General features: G+C 64.9%; 16 protein-coding genes. 10 read left to right on the plus strand and 6 right to left on the minus strand.

Annotated elements, in window-relative coordinates; genetic code table 11:
* Window positions 1–13: 13 nt before the first annotated feature.
* The 4 genes from XI05_RS34320 to XI05_RS34335 all read right to left on the minus strand — a co-directional run bounded on the left by XI05_RS34320 (window position 14) and on the right by XI05_RS34335 (window position 4,214).
* A complete protein-coding gene (locus XI05_RS34320) occupies window positions 14–2,515 on the minus strand; it encodes an EAL domain-containing protein (RefSeq protein ID WP_271510192.1) in 2,502 nt (833 codons plus the stop codon).
* Between the two features lie 188 nt (window positions 2,516–2,703).
* The gene (locus tag XI05_RS34325; RefSeq protein WP_271510194.1) at window positions 2,704–3,297 is read right to left on the minus strand and encodes a cytochrome b/b6 domain-containing protein; all 594 of its coding nucleotides are present in this window, start codon (window positions 3,295–3,297) and stop codon (window positions 2,704–2,706) included.
* A gap of 63 nt (window positions 3,298–3,360) precedes the next feature.
* Window positions 3,361–3,639, minus strand: a complete 279-nt coding sequence (locus XI05_RS34330) for a PepSY domain-containing protein (protein WP_025033089.1) — start codon at window positions 3,637–3,639, stop codon at window positions 3,361–3,363.
* Window positions 3,640–3,863: 224 nt separating this feature from the next.
* Window positions 3,864–4,214: a hypothetical protein gene (locus tag XI05_RS34335; RefSeq protein WP_271510196.1), complete on the minus strand. Its 351-nt coding sequence runs from the start codon at window positions 4,212–4,214 to the stop codon at window positions 3,864–3,866.
* 90 nt (window positions 4,215–4,304) lie between these two features.
* Between XI05_RS34335 and XI05_RS34340 the strand changes: the two genes are divergently transcribed.
* Together XI05_RS34340 and XI05_RS34345 are read left to right on the plus strand one after the other, a co-directional pair.
* A complete protein-coding gene (locus XI05_RS34340; protein WP_271510198.1) occupies window positions 4,305–4,835 on the plus strand; it encodes a TetR/AcrR family transcriptional regulator in 531 nt (176 codons plus the stop codon).
* A 120-nt stretch (window positions 4,836–4,955) separates the two neighbouring features.
* The gene (locus XI05_RS34345; RefSeq protein WP_027535355.1) at window positions 4,956–5,153 is read left to right on the plus strand and encodes a Trm112 family protein; all 198 of its coding nucleotides are present in this window, start codon (window positions 4,956–4,958) and stop codon (window positions 5,151–5,153) included.
* 201 nt (window positions 5,154–5,354) lie between these two features.
* On the opposite strand, the gene XI05_RS34350 is transcribed toward XI05_RS34345, so the two are convergent.
* A complete protein-coding gene (locus XI05_RS34350; RefSeq protein WP_271510200.1) occupies window positions 5,355–6,575 on the minus strand; it encodes a ubiquinone biosynthesis hydroxylase in 1,221 nt (406 codons plus the stop codon).
* 149 nt (window positions 6,576–6,724) lie between these two features.
* On the opposite strand from XI05_RS34350, the gene tesB reads away from it, so the two are divergent.
* On the plus strand, window positions 6,725–7,588 hold the full coding sequence (tesB, locus tag XI05_RS34355) for an acyl-CoA thioesterase II (protein ID WP_271510202.1): 864 nt from the start codon (window positions 6,725–6,727) through the stop codon (window positions 7,586–7,588).
* A 40-nt stretch (window positions 7,589–7,628) separates the two neighbouring features.
* On the opposite strand, the gene XI05_RS34360 is transcribed toward tesB, so the two are convergent.
* Window positions 7,629–8,540: a GYF domain-containing protein gene (locus tag XI05_RS34360; RefSeq protein WP_271510551.1), complete on the minus strand. Its 912-nt coding sequence runs from the start codon at window positions 8,538–8,540 to the stop codon at window positions 7,629–7,631.
* Window positions 8,541–8,762: 222 nt separating this feature from the next.
* Here XI05_RS34360 and XI05_RS34365 point away from each other — a divergent pair, with 222 nt between their 5' ends.
* The 7 genes from XI05_RS34365 (at window position 8,763) to XI05_RS34395 (ending at window position 17,204) form a co-directional block, all read left to right on the plus strand.
* Window positions 8,763–9,101 (plus strand): P-II family nitrogen regulator, encoded by a 339-nt coding sequence (locus XI05_RS34365; RefSeq protein WP_008142802.1) that lies wholly within the window; start codon window positions 8,763–8,765, stop codon window positions 9,099–9,101.
* A 131-nt stretch (window positions 9,102–9,232) separates the two neighbouring features.
* A complete protein-coding gene (locus XI05_RS34370; RefSeq protein WP_260381457.1) occupies window positions 9,233–10,534 on the plus strand; it encodes an ammonium transporter in 1,302 nt (433 codons plus the stop codon).
* A gap of 310 nt (window positions 10,535–10,844) precedes the next feature.
* Window positions 10,845–11,183, plus strand: a complete 339-nt coding sequence (locus tag XI05_RS34375) for a P-II family nitrogen regulator (RefSeq protein ID WP_008142813.1) — start codon at window positions 10,845–10,847, stop codon at window positions 11,181–11,183.
* A 37-nt stretch (window positions 11,184–11,220) separates the two neighbouring features.
* Entirely contained in the window at window positions 11,221–12,669 is a 1,449-nt protein-coding gene (locus XI05_RS34380; protein ID WP_212257864.1) for an ammonium transporter, read from the plus strand.
* 205 nt (window positions 12,670–12,874) lie between these two features.
* Window positions 12,875–13,279: a GFA family protein gene (locus tag XI05_RS34385; protein ID WP_271510204.1), complete on the plus strand. Its 405-nt coding sequence runs from the start codon at window positions 12,875–12,877 to the stop codon at window positions 13,277–13,279.
* Between the two features lie 220 nt (window positions 13,280–13,499).
* Window positions 13,500–14,714 (plus strand): aminotransferase class I/II-fold pyridoxal phosphate-dependent enzyme, encoded by a 1,215-nt coding sequence (locus tag XI05_RS34390; protein ID WP_271510207.1) that lies wholly within the window; start codon window positions 13,500–13,502, stop codon window positions 14,712–14,714.
* A 9-nt stretch (window positions 14,715–14,723) separates the two neighbouring features.
* A complete protein-coding gene (locus XI05_RS34395) occupies window positions 14,724–17,204 on the plus strand; it encodes a DNA translocase FtsK (protein ID WP_271510209.1) in 2,481 nt (826 codons plus the stop codon).
* Window positions 17,205–17,352: the final 148 nt, after the last annotated feature.

The raw sequence follows: 17,352 nt of genomic DNA on the forward strand, positions 1-17,352 counted from the left end.
AGGTCCCGCCCGCCTAAGCGGCATACTCGCCGGCCTCAACCTTTCGGTCCGCCAGCCGTGCGATCGTCGAGGCCCGCATCGGCGGGCTGAGGTAGAAGCCCTGCGCCTCGACGCAGCCCTCCTGGCGCAGGATGTCCAGCTGCTCGGCGGTTTCGACGCCCTCGGCGGTGGACGTCTTGCCGAGGCTCGTTGCGAACTGGACCACGGCCCGCGCGATCCGATGAGGCTCCTCCATCGGACTGGACAGCTCGCTGACGAAGCTGCGATCGATCTTGATCTTGTCGAACGGAAACTTTTGCAGAAAGCTGAGCGATGAATAGCCGGTGCCGAAATCGTCGAGGGCAATCCGCACCCCGAGTTCGCGCAGCTGGCTGAGTGCTGCGAATACGGTCCCGCTGTCGTGCATGATGACGGTTTCGGTGACCTCGAGCTCGAGCCGGTTTGACGCAATTCCCGAAGCCGCCAAGGCGCCCACGATCGTCGACACGAGCTCCCTGCTCCTGAATTGCGCTGGAGACAGGTTGACCGCGATCTTCAGGTCGGAACGCCATTTTGCCGCTTCGGCGCAGGCGGTTCTCAAGACCCATTCCCCCAGCGGCAGGATCAAGCCGGTTTCCTCTGCGACCGGAATGAATTCGCCTGGCGAGACAAGACCGCGCTCGGGGTGATGCCAACGCAGCAATGCCTCGAAGCCGCAGGTCTCGCCGCTCTTCAAATCGACGAACGGCTGGTAGTGGAGCTCGAATTCGCTTCTCGCAAGCGCCTTCCGCAGATCCCGCTCCAGGTTGCGGCGCGCACGCAGGAGCTGGTCCAGCTCCGGCTCGAAGAAGCGGAATGCGCCACGTCCGGCGCTCTTCGCCGAGTAGAGGGCCAGATCCGCGCTCCTGAGGATCGTGTCGGAATCGGCGCCGTCCTGGGGCGCAATGGCGATCCCGATGCTGGTGCCCACGATGACCTGATGATCGCCGAGATCGAACGGCGCGCTGAGCGCGCCATGGATCGCCTCGGCGAGAGAGGCCGCGTCTGCAACCGGATTGGCCACGTAATCGACCACGGCGAATTCGTCGCCGCCCAATCGGGCGACGAACGTCGTCTCCCTGACGCAATCCAGCAGGCGCACGGCGACCGAACGCAGCAGCAGGTCGCCTGCCGGATGTCCGAGCGTGTCGTTGACCTCCTTGAAGCGGTCGAGATCGAGCAGGAGAACCGCCAAATGGAGCTTTCCGCCACGCGTATCGGCAAGAGCTGGCTCCAGGCGCGCCTTGAGCAGCACGCGGTTCGGCAGCTCCGTCAGCGCATCATGTTGCGCCATGTAGGTGATCTTCGCTTCGGACCGGCGTTGCTCGGTGACATCCAGGTGCGTGGCCACCCAGCCGCCGCCGGCCATCGGCTGCCGCGTCACGCAGATCAGCCGGCCATCGGCGAACGCGTCGATGCGGCTCGAAACGGCATGGATCGGCAGTGCCTCGAGCTTGGCGATCTGCCGTTCGGCGGCGAAATCGCTGGCCTCGCCTTCGAGTATGCCGCTGGTGACGCGATGTCTGATGATATCGCGGTGCGGAGTTCCGGCGCGCAGCAATTCCGCGGGCAGCCGGTACAACCGGGCGTAACGCTCGTTGCAGATGACGAGCCGCTTCTCGGCGTCGAACATGCAAAGGCCCTCGACCATGTGGTTGATGGCCGTGTCCAGCCTCAGCTTCTGTTCCTTGAGGTCGTTCTGCGACCCTTCGAGCTGCTGCCGGGCGATGGAAAGCTGGCTGATGATCTCCTCGAACCTGGCGGTTCTGGTCGCCAGACGACGATCGGCCAGCACGCCGATCAGGCTCATCCCCAGCACGGACAATGCGACGCCGGCGATGGCGAGCGCGAGGAACGCCGGAGAAAGCGAAAGCGTATCGGTTGCGCGCGCCGGATCCGGTGTGATCTGCACGGCGCCCATGGCCGTGAAGTGATGCGAGACGATGGCGAGCGTCAGCAGGACGGCTGCGGCGAGCGTTCCCCGGTAACCCTGGCGGGTGAGCGCGACCGCCAGCGCAGCGTAGCCGAGGCACATGCCCAGAACGATGGAGAGGAGGACGAGGTCGACGGACCAGGAGACTCGGCCCGGCACTTCAAGCGCCCACATCCCGATATAGTGCATGCTGGCAATGCCGCCGCCGATGATGATGCCGCCAGCCGCCGCACGCCAGCGGCCGGACGTGACGACCGCGACGCCGAAGCCGACCGAGGTCAGCAGCATAGCCGCTGCGAGGGAGGACGCGGTCAACACGATGCCGTAGCCCGTCGTGACGCCGGGCTCGTAGGCGAGCATCGCGACGAAATGCGTGGCCCAGATGCCGTATCCGATGGCCGCGCCGGCAATGGCGATCCAGATCCACCGGGTTCTCGCGCGCGTCGCGATCGCGCGGTGAAAGATGCTGACCGCGACGATGCTGGCAACGAAGCAGACCAGGGCAGCGAGCACGACGAGCCGCCAATCGTGCTCGGTCGTAAGGCAGGAGAAAACGCGGAACATCCAGTCTCGCCTCATCGTCGATATTGTCGATGCTGGATCGGCTAATCGCCATTCGCGTTAATTTTGTGCCGCGCATGATTGCACGCTTAGCGGCATGCTAACGTCGTCCGTAAAATTTGATCTGTCGGGCTAACGCGCTCCGCGCTTGTCGCGCGGGGAAACCGCTATGCGCGTTTTCGGATCATGCTCTAAAGGTGGCCGCGGATGCGCTTGCGTCCGGTGATCATTGCGCGGATCAGGTTCTCGCGCTGCAGAATTCCCATCAGCACCACGCCCACGACGTGGAGCACGACCAGAACGATGACGGCATCCGATGAATAGTGGTGAGCGTCTTCGACCCACCACACGCCGAAGAACGTGACGGTGACCGACATCGCTCCCGTGATGGTCGAAACGGCGAGCGAGGCCAGCAGCGCGACCAGCATCAGCGTGCCGGCGGGATTGAGCCCGATATAGCGGCCGGTGATGCCGCGGCGCAGATTCCAGAGATAGCGGGGCGAGGCGCGCAGCCGGACGCCGACCATGCGGAAGCGCGAATAGCGGCTTCCCCAGACGCCCCAGACCAGGCGAAACGCGAGAAGCCCCAGCACCGCATAGCCGACCATGCGGTGAAGGCCGTCATAGACGGTCGGCGTGAACCAGGCGGCCAGAACGCCGGCCGCGAGAGCCCAGTGCCAGAGGCGCAGCGGCAGGTCCCAGACAGCGATCGTCCGCGGCGCGGTTCGCTCGGCGGGGGTCCGGTCGGACACCCCGCGAGCTTCTGGCATCGCTTCTTCAATCAAGCAAAGACCATCCTCGAGCCCTGCTTTGCGCAGAACGCGTCGCGCAGCCGGCCTATTAGCAACCTACTTGGCGATCGTGTGCTTCAGGCTGAGATCTTCGGGGCTGTAGAACAGTTCGTAAAGCTTGCCTTCCTTGACGCCGTAGACCTCGTAGCAGGAGCCTTCGACCTTGGAGCGCCGCACCTCATAGCCCAGTGCCTTGGCCTTGGCTTCGGCTTCGCTGGCGGGCTTCCACGACGCCTTGTCGAGCTTGGTGCAATTCTTGAAACCGTCGGCCATGGCCGTCGATCCCGCGCCAATCCCGATCGTCAGTGCAATGGCAACAACTCGAATGACCTTCACGAACTTCTCCTCTCTGTCGTGGGCGCTGCGCGGAGCCGCGGAGCACACCGAAGGAAGCAAAGAGGGGGGTGAAGTCAACAATGAGGGGCTTGGTCCGCTTTAGATAAGTTCTATTGTAGAGTTTAGACTGGTTCTAACATGAGCCATAATGTGAGGGCTTCCTGCGGAGATTGCGGATTTTGCGCCACCGCTGCGGCCTTACGCCTCATCGGGTGGAAGCGCAGCTAGTACCCGGCAACCGACATCACGACGACCGCACTGAGCGCCATCCACCCGAAATGCCGGCCGCGCGTCGCCCATGCGTTGGCGAGGGCGGAAAGGCCGAGCACGCAGGCCATGGTGGCGACGATCCAGTGACGAGCCGGCTCCGATTGCATCCACGGCACCGCAATCAGCAGCACGCCACCACCTATCCAGGCCACGGTCGAGACCTGCCACACCAGCCGGATCAGGGTGCGGAGCCGCTCCGGCTCGATGCGCGCGCGGGGAAAGACCTTGGCCTCGCCGAGGTAGCCGTGGATGAGGGCCGCGGCGATGGTCACGACGCCGGCGCACTGGAGCAGCAGATCACGCATCAACGCCTCCATACACTTATGTATGGATCGATAACGTCTGGCCAGTCGCCTGTCAATACACTAGTGTATGGCGCGATTCCGGGAAGTGACATGAACCAACAGCTCTCCGCCGACGACTGGACCAGCCAGGGCCTCAAGGCACTGGCCAGAAGCGGCTTCACGGCGCTGAAGGCCGATCCGCTCGCCAAGGCCATGGGGGTGTCGCGCGGCAGCTTCTATTGGCATTTCGCCGATCTGGCCGCGTTTCACGCCGCGGTGCTGAAGCGCTGGCGCGAGATCGCGGCCGAGCAGATCATCGCCGACGTCGAAGCGGCCAGCGACGAGCCGCTCAGGATGCTATTGCGGAGATCCTTCGGCGCGCGACTCGACCTCGAGCGCGCCGTGCGCAATTGGGCGGCGTTCGATGCGAGCGCGCAAGGGGCGGTGCGCGCAATCGACCGCCGCAGGCTCGACTATATCGAAGAGCTGCTGCAAAAGCGTGGGCAGGTCCCGGCAATGGCGCAGGCCCGCGCGCAGATCCTGTACTGGACATTTCTCGGTTTCGCGCTGTCGGGCCCGTCAATCACGGCCGCGCGGCTGCAGGCCATGCTCGACGAGCTCCTGGCGATGGTCTCCGCCTAAAGCATGATCCGGAAAAGTGCGAAGCGGTTTTCCGGAAAGATCATGCGTAAACAACAACCTGAGGCCGTGATGGCGGGTGCGAATTTCTATGGTAAAGGCAGGCGAGTGCCGGAGACTCCCATGAATGCGCCCACCGAACGTCCCGAACCCAGCGTCGATCCAAAACTGCTGGAGATCCTGGTCTGCCCGCTGACCAAGGGCCCGCTGGAATTCGATTCCGCGAAACAGGAGCTGATCTCGCGCAGCGCCAAGCTCGCCTATCCCATCCGGGACGGCATCCCGATCATGCTGCCGGAAGAGGCGCGCAAGATCGATTGAGGGGATGGCCGTATCGCACGACGGCCATGCAACACTCTCGCGGTCGTCCCGGGGCGCGCGTAGCGCGAGCCCGGGACCCATGACCATAGGGAGTGGTTTTGACGCGAGCTGGTAACTCCGGGTCTTCGCCAAACTACATCCTGTGGCTATGGATCCCGGGCTCGCGCTACGCGCGCCCCGGGATGACAGGAGAGGTTGCGGTTACAACGCCTCGCCCTTCAACAGCCGCGGCACCTCGCCGGTGAGGCCTGCGGCCTGGCGGATGAAGAGGTTCTTCAGCGGCGGGGCGCGGTCGACGAGGCCGAGGCCGAGGTCGCGCACCGTGCGCAACAGCGTCGACTGGTTGGAGAACAGGAAGTTCAGCGAGTTGGTGGCGAGGCCCATCGCCATCGTGTCGAAGCGGCGCCAGCGCTGATAGCGTTCGAGCACGTCCGCCCCACCGATATCCATGCCGAGCCGCGCGGCATCGACCACCACTTCCGCCAGCGCGGCGACGTCCTTCAGGCCCATGTTGAGGCCCTGACCCGCGATCGGATGGATGACATGGGCGGCATCGCCGACCAGCGCAAGGCGCTCGGCGATGAAGGACCGCGCGACGAAATAAGACAGCGGAAATGCCCGCGGCTTGTCGAGCGCCTTGACCTCGCCGAGATGCAGGCCGAAGCGCTGCTCGAGCTCCGCATGGAATTCCTCGTCGCTGAGGGCGATGATGCGCGCGGCCTCCGTGCGGCGCTCGGTCCACACCAGGGAGGAGCGTTTGCCGGTGAGCGGCAGGATCGCGAACGGACCGGCCGGCAGAAAGTGTTCTTCGGCGCGGCCCTCATGATCGCGCTCATGGCCGACGGTGACGACGATGCCGGATTGGTCGTACTCCCAGCCATGGGTGGCGATGCCGGCGCGCTCGCGCAATTTCGATCGCGCGCCATCGGCGGCGACCAAGAGGCTCGCCGCGATCACGCTGCCGTCGCCGAGCGTCACGTCGATGCCGTCGGAGCGCGCATCGTAAGACGCGACCGGGGTGGCGCGGAGATCGATGCCTTCGGCCTCCGCACGCACCACCAGCGCATCGATCAGCCGACGGTTCTCGACCATATGCGCGAAGGGCTCGCCCGGCGCGACGTCGCCGGCAAAGTTCAGGAACACCGGACGGGTGGCGTCCTCCAGTTTGGAATCGGTGACGACCATGTCGAGGATCGGCTGGGCCTCGCCCCGGACGTCGTCCCAGGCGCCGATGGTCTCGAACAGACGGCGGCAGGCGGCGACGATCGCAGTGGCGCGGGGGTCGCGGCTCGGCCGCGTGCCGAGCGCGGGATCGGCGACGACGACGGGGATCTCGGGCCCCAGCCCCTGGCGCAGCGCCAAGGCCAGCGCGAGGCCGGCAAACGCGCCGCCACCAATGACAATGCTACCCTGTACCGACATACCAAGCTTCCCGGTCAATTCTCGGTCTTGCTAGCAGACTTGAGCTGGGCGAAACAGTGCGGTGAAACGAGGGCGGCTAGCCCCATTGTGTCATTCCGGGGCGGGACGAAGTCGCGAGCCCGGAATGATGACTTCAGAAAGCTGTGTTCATGTCCAAAGGCCTGATCGACCTGATCGCGATCCTCGACCTCGAGCAGCTCGAGGTAAACCTGTTCCGCGGCAACAGCCCGAAGACGAGCTGGCAGCGGGTGTTCGGCGGCCAGGTGATCGGGCAGGCGATGGTCGCGGCCTGCCGCACCGTCGAGGGCCGGCTGCCGCATTCGCTGCATTGTTATTTCATCCTGCCGGGCGATCCGCAGATCCCGATCATCTACCAGGTCGAGCGTCTGCGCGACGGCAAGAGCTACTCGACCCGCCGCGTCACCGCGATCCAGCACGGCAACGCGATCTTCTCGATCATGGTGTCGTTCCATGCCGAGGAAGAGACTGCGTTCGACCACCAGGACAAGATGCCTGATGTGCCGCCGCCGGAAAAGCTGACGGCGGAGGAGGTGGCGAAGCAGCCGATGTTCAAGGAGATGCCGGACTTCATCCGCCGCTACTACGAATCCGATCGGCCGATCGAGCTGCGTCCGGTCGAGCTCGGCCGCTATTTCGGCCAGAAGATCGACGACGGCCGCATCCACGTCTGGATCAGGACTGCCGCGAAGCTGCCCGACGACCCGGCGCTGCACATGTGCGCGCTCGCCTATGCCTCGGACTTCTCGCTGCTCGACGCGATCATGGCGCGCTATGGCCGCACGCTGTTCGACAAGCGCATGATGCCGGCGAGCCTCGACCATGCGATGTGGTTTCACCGCCCGTTCCGCGCCGACGAATGGCTGCTCTATGCGCAGGATTCGCCGAGCGCGCAATCCGGCCGCGGCCTGACCCGCGGCTCGATCTTCAAGCCGGACGGCACGCTGGTCGCCTCCGTCGCGCAGGAAGGCTCGGTGCGCGAGCGCAAGGCCTGATCGCTTCAAGCGCGACGAATAGCGCTTGAAGCCTTTCAGATCATGCCCCGAGCGAGCCGCGCGGCGCGAGTTCGGTCTGCGAGGCGAACCAGTTCATGATCCAGCGATACACCCACGGGATCGGGATGATGAGGCTGCACAGGATCGCAGCCACGATGCCGCGCCAGAGGATGTCGAGACCCGAACCCTTGAAAACGATCTCGCGCCGCGTGCCCTCGATGCTGCGGCAGAACCAGCGCATCTGGGCCGCGGCCACCCAGGCCCAGCCGATGATGGTGATGATGGAAATCGCGAACAGCAGATTCCAGCCGATATAGGCCCAGACCGAACCGGTGAAGCTCAAGCCGAGCGGCTGCCCGTTGGAGGCGAGGTTCGCGATCATCCATTTGATCAGCAGCCAGTAGAGCACGATCTGGACGATGAACAGCAGATTGCTCAGCAATTGGCTGCCGACGAAGCCGAGCGCGATCGCCAGGACGATGAAGCCGAAAAACCAGGGCACCAGCGTCATCGCGCTGCCGGTGAAGCTGAGATTGGGGCGCCCGGGGACCTTGATGCAGGGCACGATCCATTTCGTGTACCAGACGAACAGCCACGGCACCGGGATGATGAAGCACGAGCCGATCGCGAGCACGAGCGTGCGCCAGGTGAAGTCCCAGATGCCGAAATCGACGGCGAGTGATCCGCCGCGCACTGCGCCGCCATAACCACCGCCACCCATCACCGGGGGCCCGCCGCCTGGGACCATCGGCGGCGTGCCGCCGCCAATCAGGCCGGGAATTTCGGCGGCCTTCTGCCAGCCGGCCATGCCCTCGGTCCACACCAGCGTGTCCGGGCGAACGACGCCCTGGGCGACGAGATCGCGGAATTGCCCTTCCGGAAAGGGCCCCTGCTGCTTGCCCTCGGATGCGTAGAACCAACGCCATGGAACGTCCCCCTCGAACTTACGTATGTACCGGCCGGGACGCCTGGGTTCACCGCATCCATGCCAAAAATGCATTGTGAAGGATGAACAGCTGCCCTGTACAGAGGCGGCCGTTCACATGACCACCCTCGGCCAAACGTTTTTCCGCTTCAATCTGCAACTTTTTTGTGCCATTTGCCCGGAAAGATGCCAGATTGACGCAGCGCCGGGGACATGCGGCGCGGCGCATCCCGGGGAATAGGCCAGACCATGAAACTCGTCGTCGCGATCATCAAACCCTTCAAGCTCGATGAGGTCCGCCAGGCCCTGACGGCAATCGGCGTGCACGGCATGACCGTGACCGAAGTGAAGGGCTATGGCCGGCAGAAGGGCCACACCGAGATCTATCGCGGCGCCGAATATGTCGTGAACTTCCTGCCGAAGCTGCGCATCGAGATCGCGGTCGCCTCCGACGTCGCCGACAAGGCGGTCGCCGTGATCACGGCGACGGCGCGCACCGGGCAGATCGGCGACGGCAAGATCTTCGTCACGCCGATCGACCACGCGCTGCGCATCCGCACCGGCGAGACCGACAGCGACGCGCTCTGACTTTTTGCTTTGACGCGTTTTCTTCACGCGAACCGGCATCCACTTCGCTCGAAAACGCTCTGACACGACTGCTTCGATCGCACCGGGCAACGACGCCACAGCGTGCGACGCCAATTGCCGGGGGGAATGACATGGCGGGATTGTTGCGCCGCGCAGCTGCTATGGCTGCGCCAATCGGATTTGTGTCCGTCGTAGCTTCGCCGGCGTACGCGGCGGCCAATGAGATCAACACCGCCGACACGGCCTGGATGATCGTCGCGACCGCGCTGGTGCTGATGATGACGATCCCCGGGCTCGCGCTGTTCTATTCCGGCATGGTGCGCAAGAAGAACGTGCTCGCCACCATGGCGCAGAGCCTCGCCGCGGTGACGCTGATCTCCATTCTCTGGGTGGCGTTCGGCTATTCGCTGTGCTTCGTCGGCGACGGCCCCTGGATCGGCACGCTCGATCGCTGGTTTCTCGCCGGCATGACCTTGGACAGCGTCAACCCTGCGGCCAAGACGATCCCGGAAGCGCTGTTCATGCTGTACCAGATGACGTTTGCCATCATCACGGTGGCGCTGGTCGCAGGCTCGGTCGCCGACCGCATGCGGTTCTCGGCTTATCTCCTGTTTTCCGTCGCCTGGTTCATCTTCGTCTACATTCCGCTGGCGCATTGGGTGTGGGGCGGCGGCTTCCTCAACAGCATGGGCGTGCTCGATTTCGCCGGCGGTCTCGTCGTGCATCTGTCGGCCGGCACCGGCGGCCTCGTTGCGGCCAAGGTGATGGGACGCCGTCACGGCTACGGCACCGAGAATCTCTCGCCGTTCGATCTGTCGCTCGCGGTGATGGGCACCGGCCTGTTGTGGGTCGGCTGGTTCGGCTTCAACGGCGGCTCGGCGGGCGCGGCCAATTCGCGCGCAGTGATGGCGATCATCGCGACCCATCTTGCCGCCTGCGCGGGCGCGCTGACCTGGGGCGCGATCGAGTGGTCGACGCGGCGCAAGCCCTCGGTGCTGGGCATGATCTCCGGCGCGGTCGCAGGCCTCGGCACCATCACGCCGGCCTCGGGCTTCGTCGCGCCATGGCACGGCATCGTCATCGGCATCATTGCCGGTGCGGTCTGCTACTGGGCCTGTACCTGGCTGAAGCACCGCTTCGACTACGACGATTCGCTCGACGTCTTCGGCGTCCATGGCATCGGCGGCCTGACCGGGACCCTGCTCGGCGGCGTGTTCGCCACCAGCGCCATCGGCGGCACCGCCGGCCTGCTGGAGGGCCATCCGCAGCAGCTCCTGATCCAGTTTTACGGAGTCGCCGTGACCTTCGTCTGGTCGGCGGGCGTCAGCTTCATCCTGCTCAAGCTGGTCGGCCTGTTCGTGCCGTTGCGCGTATCCCGTGAGCACGAGCTCGAGGGACTGGATATTTCGCAGCACGGCGAAGCCCTGCAATAGGCGCCGCTGCTACGTAATTACCTTCCTGCTGCCCGACACGTGAGCAACATTGTGTCGGGAGGCTGTCCTGCCCTCGTTTTGAGCAGGTGTGATCACCTTTTAAGCGCGACGTAATGGCGCACTGCATTGCAATACCCCTCAAACGCGAAAACGCCCGTCTTCATAATCCGTTAGGCAACACGCCTGATCTGGCACGGCATTTGATTCTAGGGGTCCCGGCTGTGCCCGCGTAGTGAAACTTCTCCCTCGTGGCGAACCAGTCGAGAACGCCCGGCCACGTCCGGACCGGGCCCAAGCGGGGATAGGACCCATGAAAATTGTTATGGCGATCATCAAGCCATTCAAGCTTGAAGAAGTCCGTGACGCCCTGACCGCCATCGGCGTTCACGGTCTCACGGTGACGGAAGTCAAGGGGTATGGCCGCCAGAAGGGCCATACGGAAATCTATCGCGGCGCTGAATATGCCGTGAGCTTCCTGCCCAAGATCAAGATCGAGGTCGCTGTCGCCTCCGACCAGGTCGACAAGACCATCGACGCCATCACGTCCGCCGCGAAAACCGGACAGATCGGCGACGGCAAGATCTTCGTCATCAACCTCGACCACGCGGTGCGCATCCGCACCGGCGAGGCCGATGCCGCGGCCCTCTGATTTCGCGCTCAACCTTATCCAAGCAGGAGTAAACAATATGACGTTCAAGCGTCCCCATGGCGCGGGATTGGCGGCTCTCGCAGTCGGCCTGTTCGCTGCGACCGCAGCCTACGCCGAGCCAACGGTCAACAAGGGAGACAACGCCTGGATGCTGACATCGACAGTGCTCGTGCTGTTGATGACGATCCCCGGCCTCGCGCTGTTCTACGGCGGCCTCGTCCGTTCCAAGAACATGCTCTCGGTCCTGATGCAGGTGTTCTACACCGTCTGCGTCGTCACCGTGATCTGGGCCGTGTACGGCTACAGCCTCGCCTTCACCGGCGGCTCCGACTTCATCGGCGGCTTCTCCAAGGCCTTCATGATGGGCGTCACCACCGATTCGAAGGCCGCGACCTTCTCGGTCGACGCCAACATCTCGGAGCTCATCTACATGTGCTTCCAGATGACCTTCGCGGCGATCACGCCCGCCCTCATCGTCGGCGCCTTCGCCGAGCGCATGAAGTTCTCGGCGATCGCGCTCTTCATTCCGCTCTGGGTCACGCTGATCTACTTCCCGATCGCGCACATGGTCTGGTACTGGCCCGGCCCGGACATGATCCAGGACGCTGCCAAGGCGCTCGCTGCGGCGGGTGATGCGGCGGCGAAGACCGCGGCACAGGCCAAGCTCGACGAGATCAACGCCGACGCCGGCTGGATCTTCAAGATGGGCGCCATCGACTTTGCGGGCGGCACCGTGGTGCACATCAACGCCGGCATCGCAGGCCTCGTCGGCGCTCTCCTGATCGGCAAGCGCGTCGGCTACGGCAAGGAGCTGATGGCTCCGCACTCGCTGACCATGTCGATGATCGGCGCCTCGCTGCTCTGGGTCGGCTGGTTCGGCTTCAACGCCGGCTCCAACCTCGAAGCCAGCGGCGGCGCTGCGCTCGCCATGACCAACTCCTTCGTCGCCACCGCGGCCGCTGCGCTGTCGTGGATGTTCGCGGAGTGGATCATCAAGGGCCATCCCTCCGTGCTGGGCGTCATCTCCGGCGCGGTCGCGGGCCTCGTGGCCGTCACGCCTGCCGCTGGCTTTGCCGGCGTCATGGGCGCGATCGTCCTCGGCCTCGTGGTCGGCGTGGTCTGCCTGTTCTTCTGCACCGTCGTGAAGAACGCGCTCGGCTACGATGACTCGCTCGACGTGTTCGGCGTGCACTGCATCGGCGGCATCGTCGGCGCCATCGGCACCGGCATTCTCGTCAACCCCGCCCTCGGCGGCGCCGGCATCATCGACTACACCGCGATCCCGCCGAAGGTCGCCGACTACGACTTCGCGGTTCAGGTGCTCGCTCAGCTCAAGGCTGTCGCCACCACGCTGGTGTGGTCGGGCGTCGGTTCGGCGATCCTCTACAAGGTGGTCGATGTGATCGTTGGCCTCCGCGCCAATGTCGAGAGCGAGCGTGAAGGCCTCGACATCACCGAGCACACCGAGCGCGCCTACAACATGTAACCCTCTCCTCCCGGACGCGGTCTCCTCGGAGACCGCGTCCACAACTACGGTTCGGGCACATACCCGGCAATGCCCCGACCGTTGAGGGGCTCCAGCGCAAGCTGGAGCCCCTTTCTTTTGACAGGGGCGTTGAAGAAAGGGATTGCCATTCCGCGTGGCCGGCGCAGAAATATCGACCACAAAGATAACAAAACGGGAGGTCGTCATGCGTTTGGAAGGCGGATGCTATTGCGGCGAGGTGCGCTACGTGGCCGAGGGCGATGCGATGATGCAGGCGCAGTGTCATTGCCGCGAGTGCCAGTACATCTCGGGCGGCGCGCCCAACACCTTCATCGCGATGCCGGCGGCCGGCTTCACCTACATCACCGGTCAACCCAAGCAGTTCACGCGCAAGGACCTCGAACGCCCCGTCACGCGCGAATTCTGCGCCGAATGCGGCACGCATCTCGTGACCAAGGTTCCGGGCCTGCCCGCCGCAATCCTGAAGGTCGGCACGCTCGACGAGCCGGCGCAGTTCCAGCCGCAGATGGCGATCTACACCTGCGACATGCAGGAATTCCACGCCATCCCCGAGGGCATGAAGACGTTCGAGAAGCTGCCGGGGCGCTGAAGCCGCGATGACGCGTGCGCTCCCTCCCCCGCAGCGCAAGCGGGAGAGGTGACCAACCCGCCTCCATCCCGTTGTTATCCGGCCCGATTATTCCCGCTCTGGACGCGGGCGGCGACCGATGGTTAATCGCGTCTTAACCTCGCCCTATCTATGGTGAACTGAACCGCTTCCCGCCGGCGCCTTGGTGCGACCGGCCGTTCCAAGAGTACTGGCGCCCAGAATGGTCATGACCGCTTCATCCCGTGCGCCGCAGGCCAGTGGAAGCTCCGATTCCGAACGCTCGCCCTTCGTCCGGCTGAATGAGCTCTTGGCCCCGCATCAGCCGGGCAAGCCTTTGATTTCGCTTGCGGTCGGCGAGCCCCAGCATCCCGTGCCCGACTTCGTCGGGCCGGTGCTGGTCAAGCACATCGCCGATTTCGGCCGTTACCCGATGAACCAGGGCACCGAGCCGTTCCGCAACGCCGCCGGCGCCTGGCTGTCATCGCGCTTCAAGCTGCCGCGGTCGCTCGACCCCAAAACCGAGATTCTCGTCCTCAATGGCAGCCGCGAGGGGCTGTTCCTCGCCGCGATCGCGGCCGCCCGCTATGTCGGCCCGCGTCCGGGCAAGCCCGCGATCCTGATGCCGAACCCGTTCTATCCGGTCTACGGCGCAGGCGCTCTTGCGGCCGCTTGCGAGCCGATCCATCTGCCGACGACCGTCGAGAACGGCTTCCTGCCCGATCTCGACGCCATCGACGAAGCGACGCTGGCGCGCACGGTGGCGTTCTACCTGGCCTCGCCCGCCAATCCGCAGGGCTCGGTCGCGAAGCCCGATTATTTCAAGCGCTTGAAGCAGCTCGCCGACCGCTATGGCTTCGTGATCCTCAGCGACGAGTGTTATTCCGAGATCTACACCCGTGAGGCTCCCGGCAGCGCGCTGGAATGCGCCGGTCCCGACTTCAAGCGCGTGGTTGCATTCCAGTCGCTGTCCAAGCGCTCCAACCTGCCGGGCCTGCGCGTCGGCTTCGCCGCCGGCGACAAGAAATTCATCGGCATGTTCCTCGAGCTGCGCAACATCGCAGCACCCCAGGTGCCGGTGCCGCTCCAGCATGTCGCGACTGTCGCCTATGGCGACGAGGCGCATGTCGAGGAGAATCGGCGGCTGTACCGGATCAAGTTCGATCTCGCCGACCAGATCATCGGCAACCGTTACGGCTATCGCCGGCCCGATGCCGGCTTCTGCGTCTGGCTCAATACCTCCGAGATCGGCGACGACGTGTCGGTGACGCTCAAGCTGTTCAGGGAAGCCGGTGTGCGCGTGGTGCCCGGCAGCTTCCTGGCGCGACGGCAGCCTGACGGATTCAATCCCGGCGCAGGCTATATCCGCCTTGCGCTGGTGCAGGACGGCGAGACCACGGCGCAGGCGCTGCACCGGCTGGTCGAGACTCTGGGTTAGGCGGGGCCCGTGAGCATGTCGGCAATCGAACGTGTCATTCCTCTGGTCGGCCATCTGCCGCCCTCGATCCGCGAGGGGCTGGCGCGGCGCATGCGCGAGCTCATCGGCCTCGGCCTGATCGCGCTGGCGGGCGTCGCCGCCGCGGCGCTGATGACGTGGTCGGTGCAGGATCCCAGCCTCAGCCACGCGACCTCGCGGCCGATCCGCAACATCCTCGGCTATGCCGGCGCGATCGGCGCCGATCTCGCGATGCAGATCCTGGGGCTCGGCGCGATCATGCTGGTGCTGACCGTTGCGGTCTGGGGCTGGCGCATGATGACGCATCGCCCGTTCGATCGCGAGGCGTTGCGGCTCGGCTCCTGGGTTCTCTGCACGGTGATCGCGGCAGGCTTCGTCAGTTGCTTTCAGCACGGCGGCGCCTGGCCGCTGCCGACCGGCCTCGGCGGCGTGGTCGGCGATGCGCTGGTGCGCGCGCCCGCGGTGATCTTCGGGCCGGCCGGCACGATCTATCGCATCGTGCTGGGCACGATCCTGTTCGCCGCGATGACCGCGACGTTCCTGATCGCCTGCGGCCTCGGCGCACGCGAGCATGACGATGAGCTCGCGGAGATCGAGGAAGACGACAAGCCGCTCGACCAAGACGAGGAGAGCGATCGCGGCTCGGTCTCGCTGGGCTGGCTATTCCATGCGCTGATGAGCACCAAGGCGCGGCTGATCTGGCTGCTAGGCGCTGCCTACCGCTCGCTGGTCTCGAGCGGTCCGAAGACCAAGGCTGTCGCCTTCAGCCGCCAGGAGCCCAATCTCGGCGGCGGCCGCTCAGCGCCGTCGATCTCGCCGCAGTCTCACGACGAGGACGACGAGGACGAGCACGAAGAGGACGTGGAAGACGAGGAGGAGGAAGAGGAGGAGCCCGCCGCGCGCGCCCCGAAGAAGAAAGCTGCGCCGAAGGCCGCTTCCAAGAAATCCTCCGACAAGTTCGATCTTCCCTCCGTCTCCATGCTGGCCGCGCCGAAGGCCGGCGATCGCCAGCCGCTCAGCAAAGCCGAGCTGGAGAACAATTCCCGTTCGCTCGAAGGCGTACTGCAGGATTTCGGCGTGCGCGGCGAGATCGTGAAGGCCAATCCCGGCCCCGTTGTCACGCTGTACGAGCTGGAGCCGGCGCCCGGCATCAAGTCCTCGCGCGTGATCGGCCTTGCCGACGACATCGCCCGCTCGATGAGCGCGCTGTCGGCGCGCGTCGCGGTCGTGCCCGGCCGCAACGCCATCGGCATCGAATTGCCGAACGCACATCGCGAAAAGGTCTACCTGCGCGAACTGCTGGTGGCGAAGGAGGCGACCGATACGGTCGCAAAGCTGCCGCTCTGCCTCGGCAAGACCATCGGCGGCGATCCTGTCATCATCGACCTCGCGCGCACGCCGCACATGCTGATCGCCGGCACCACCGGATCGGGCAAGTCGGTCGCGATCAACACCATGATCCTCAGCCTCGTCTACCGGCTGCGCCCCGATCAGTGCCGCCTGATCATGGTCGATCCGAAGATGCTCGAGCTCTCCGTCTATGACGGCATTCCCCATCTGCTCACGCCTGTCGTGACCGACCCGAAGAAGGCGGTGGTCGCGCTGAAATGGGCCGTGCGCGAGATGGAGGAGCGCTACAAGAACATGGCCAAGCTCGGTGTGCGCAACATCGACGGCTACAACACGCGCCTGCTCGAATTGAAGGCCAAGGGCGAGGAGCCGACGCGGACCGTGCACACCGGCTTCGACAAGGAAACCGGCAAGGCGATCTACGAGGAAGAGAAGCTCTCGCTCGACCCGCTGCCCTACATCGTCATCATCGTCGACGAAATGGCCGACCTGATGATGGTCGCCGGCAAGGACATCGAAGGCGCGGTGCAGCGTCTCGCGCAGATGGCTCGCGCCGCAGGCCTGCACGTGATCCTGGCGACGCAGCGTCCGTCGGTCGACGTCATCACCGGCACCATCAAGGCGAACTTCCCGACCCGCATCGCCTTCCAGGTCACGTCCAAGATCGACAGCCGCACCATTCTGGGCGAGATGGGCGCCGAGCAGCTGCTCGGCCAGGGCGACATGCTCTACATGGCAGGCGGCGGCCGCATCAGCCGCGTGCACGGACCTTTCGCCTCCGACGAGGAGGTCGAGAAGGTGGTGCGTCACCTCAAGACGCAGGGACAGCCGGAATATCTCGAAGCCGTCACCGCCGAGGAGCCGACCGAGGACGAGGACGGTGCCGTGTTCGACGCCACCGGCGTGGGCGGGGATGGCGGCGGCGATCTCTTCCAGCAGGCGGTTGCGATCGTCAAGCGCGACCGCAAGGCCTCGACCAGCTACATCCAGCGTCGTCTGCAGATCGGCTATAACCGCGCCGCATCGTTGATGGAGCGCATGGAACTGGAGGGCATCGTCGGTCCCGCCAACCATGCCGGCAAGCGCGAGATTCTGGTCGAGGAAGAAGACAGCCATATGTGAGGCGAGGAGCCTCTGAACATCATTTCACGCAAATTCGATATCTGCTTTTGCCCGAAATCACGGTAAAAGGGCGCCCAGCCATACAGGACGACGCGTTGATCAGACATCCGGACATTCGATTCACTGCCACCATCGCCGCGCGCAGCGC

Source organism: Bradyrhizobium sp. CCBAU 11357 (genome assembly GCF_028128865.1).
Classification (GTDB): Bacteria; Pseudomonadota; Alphaproteobacteria; order Rhizobiales; family Xanthobacteraceae; genus Bradyrhizobium.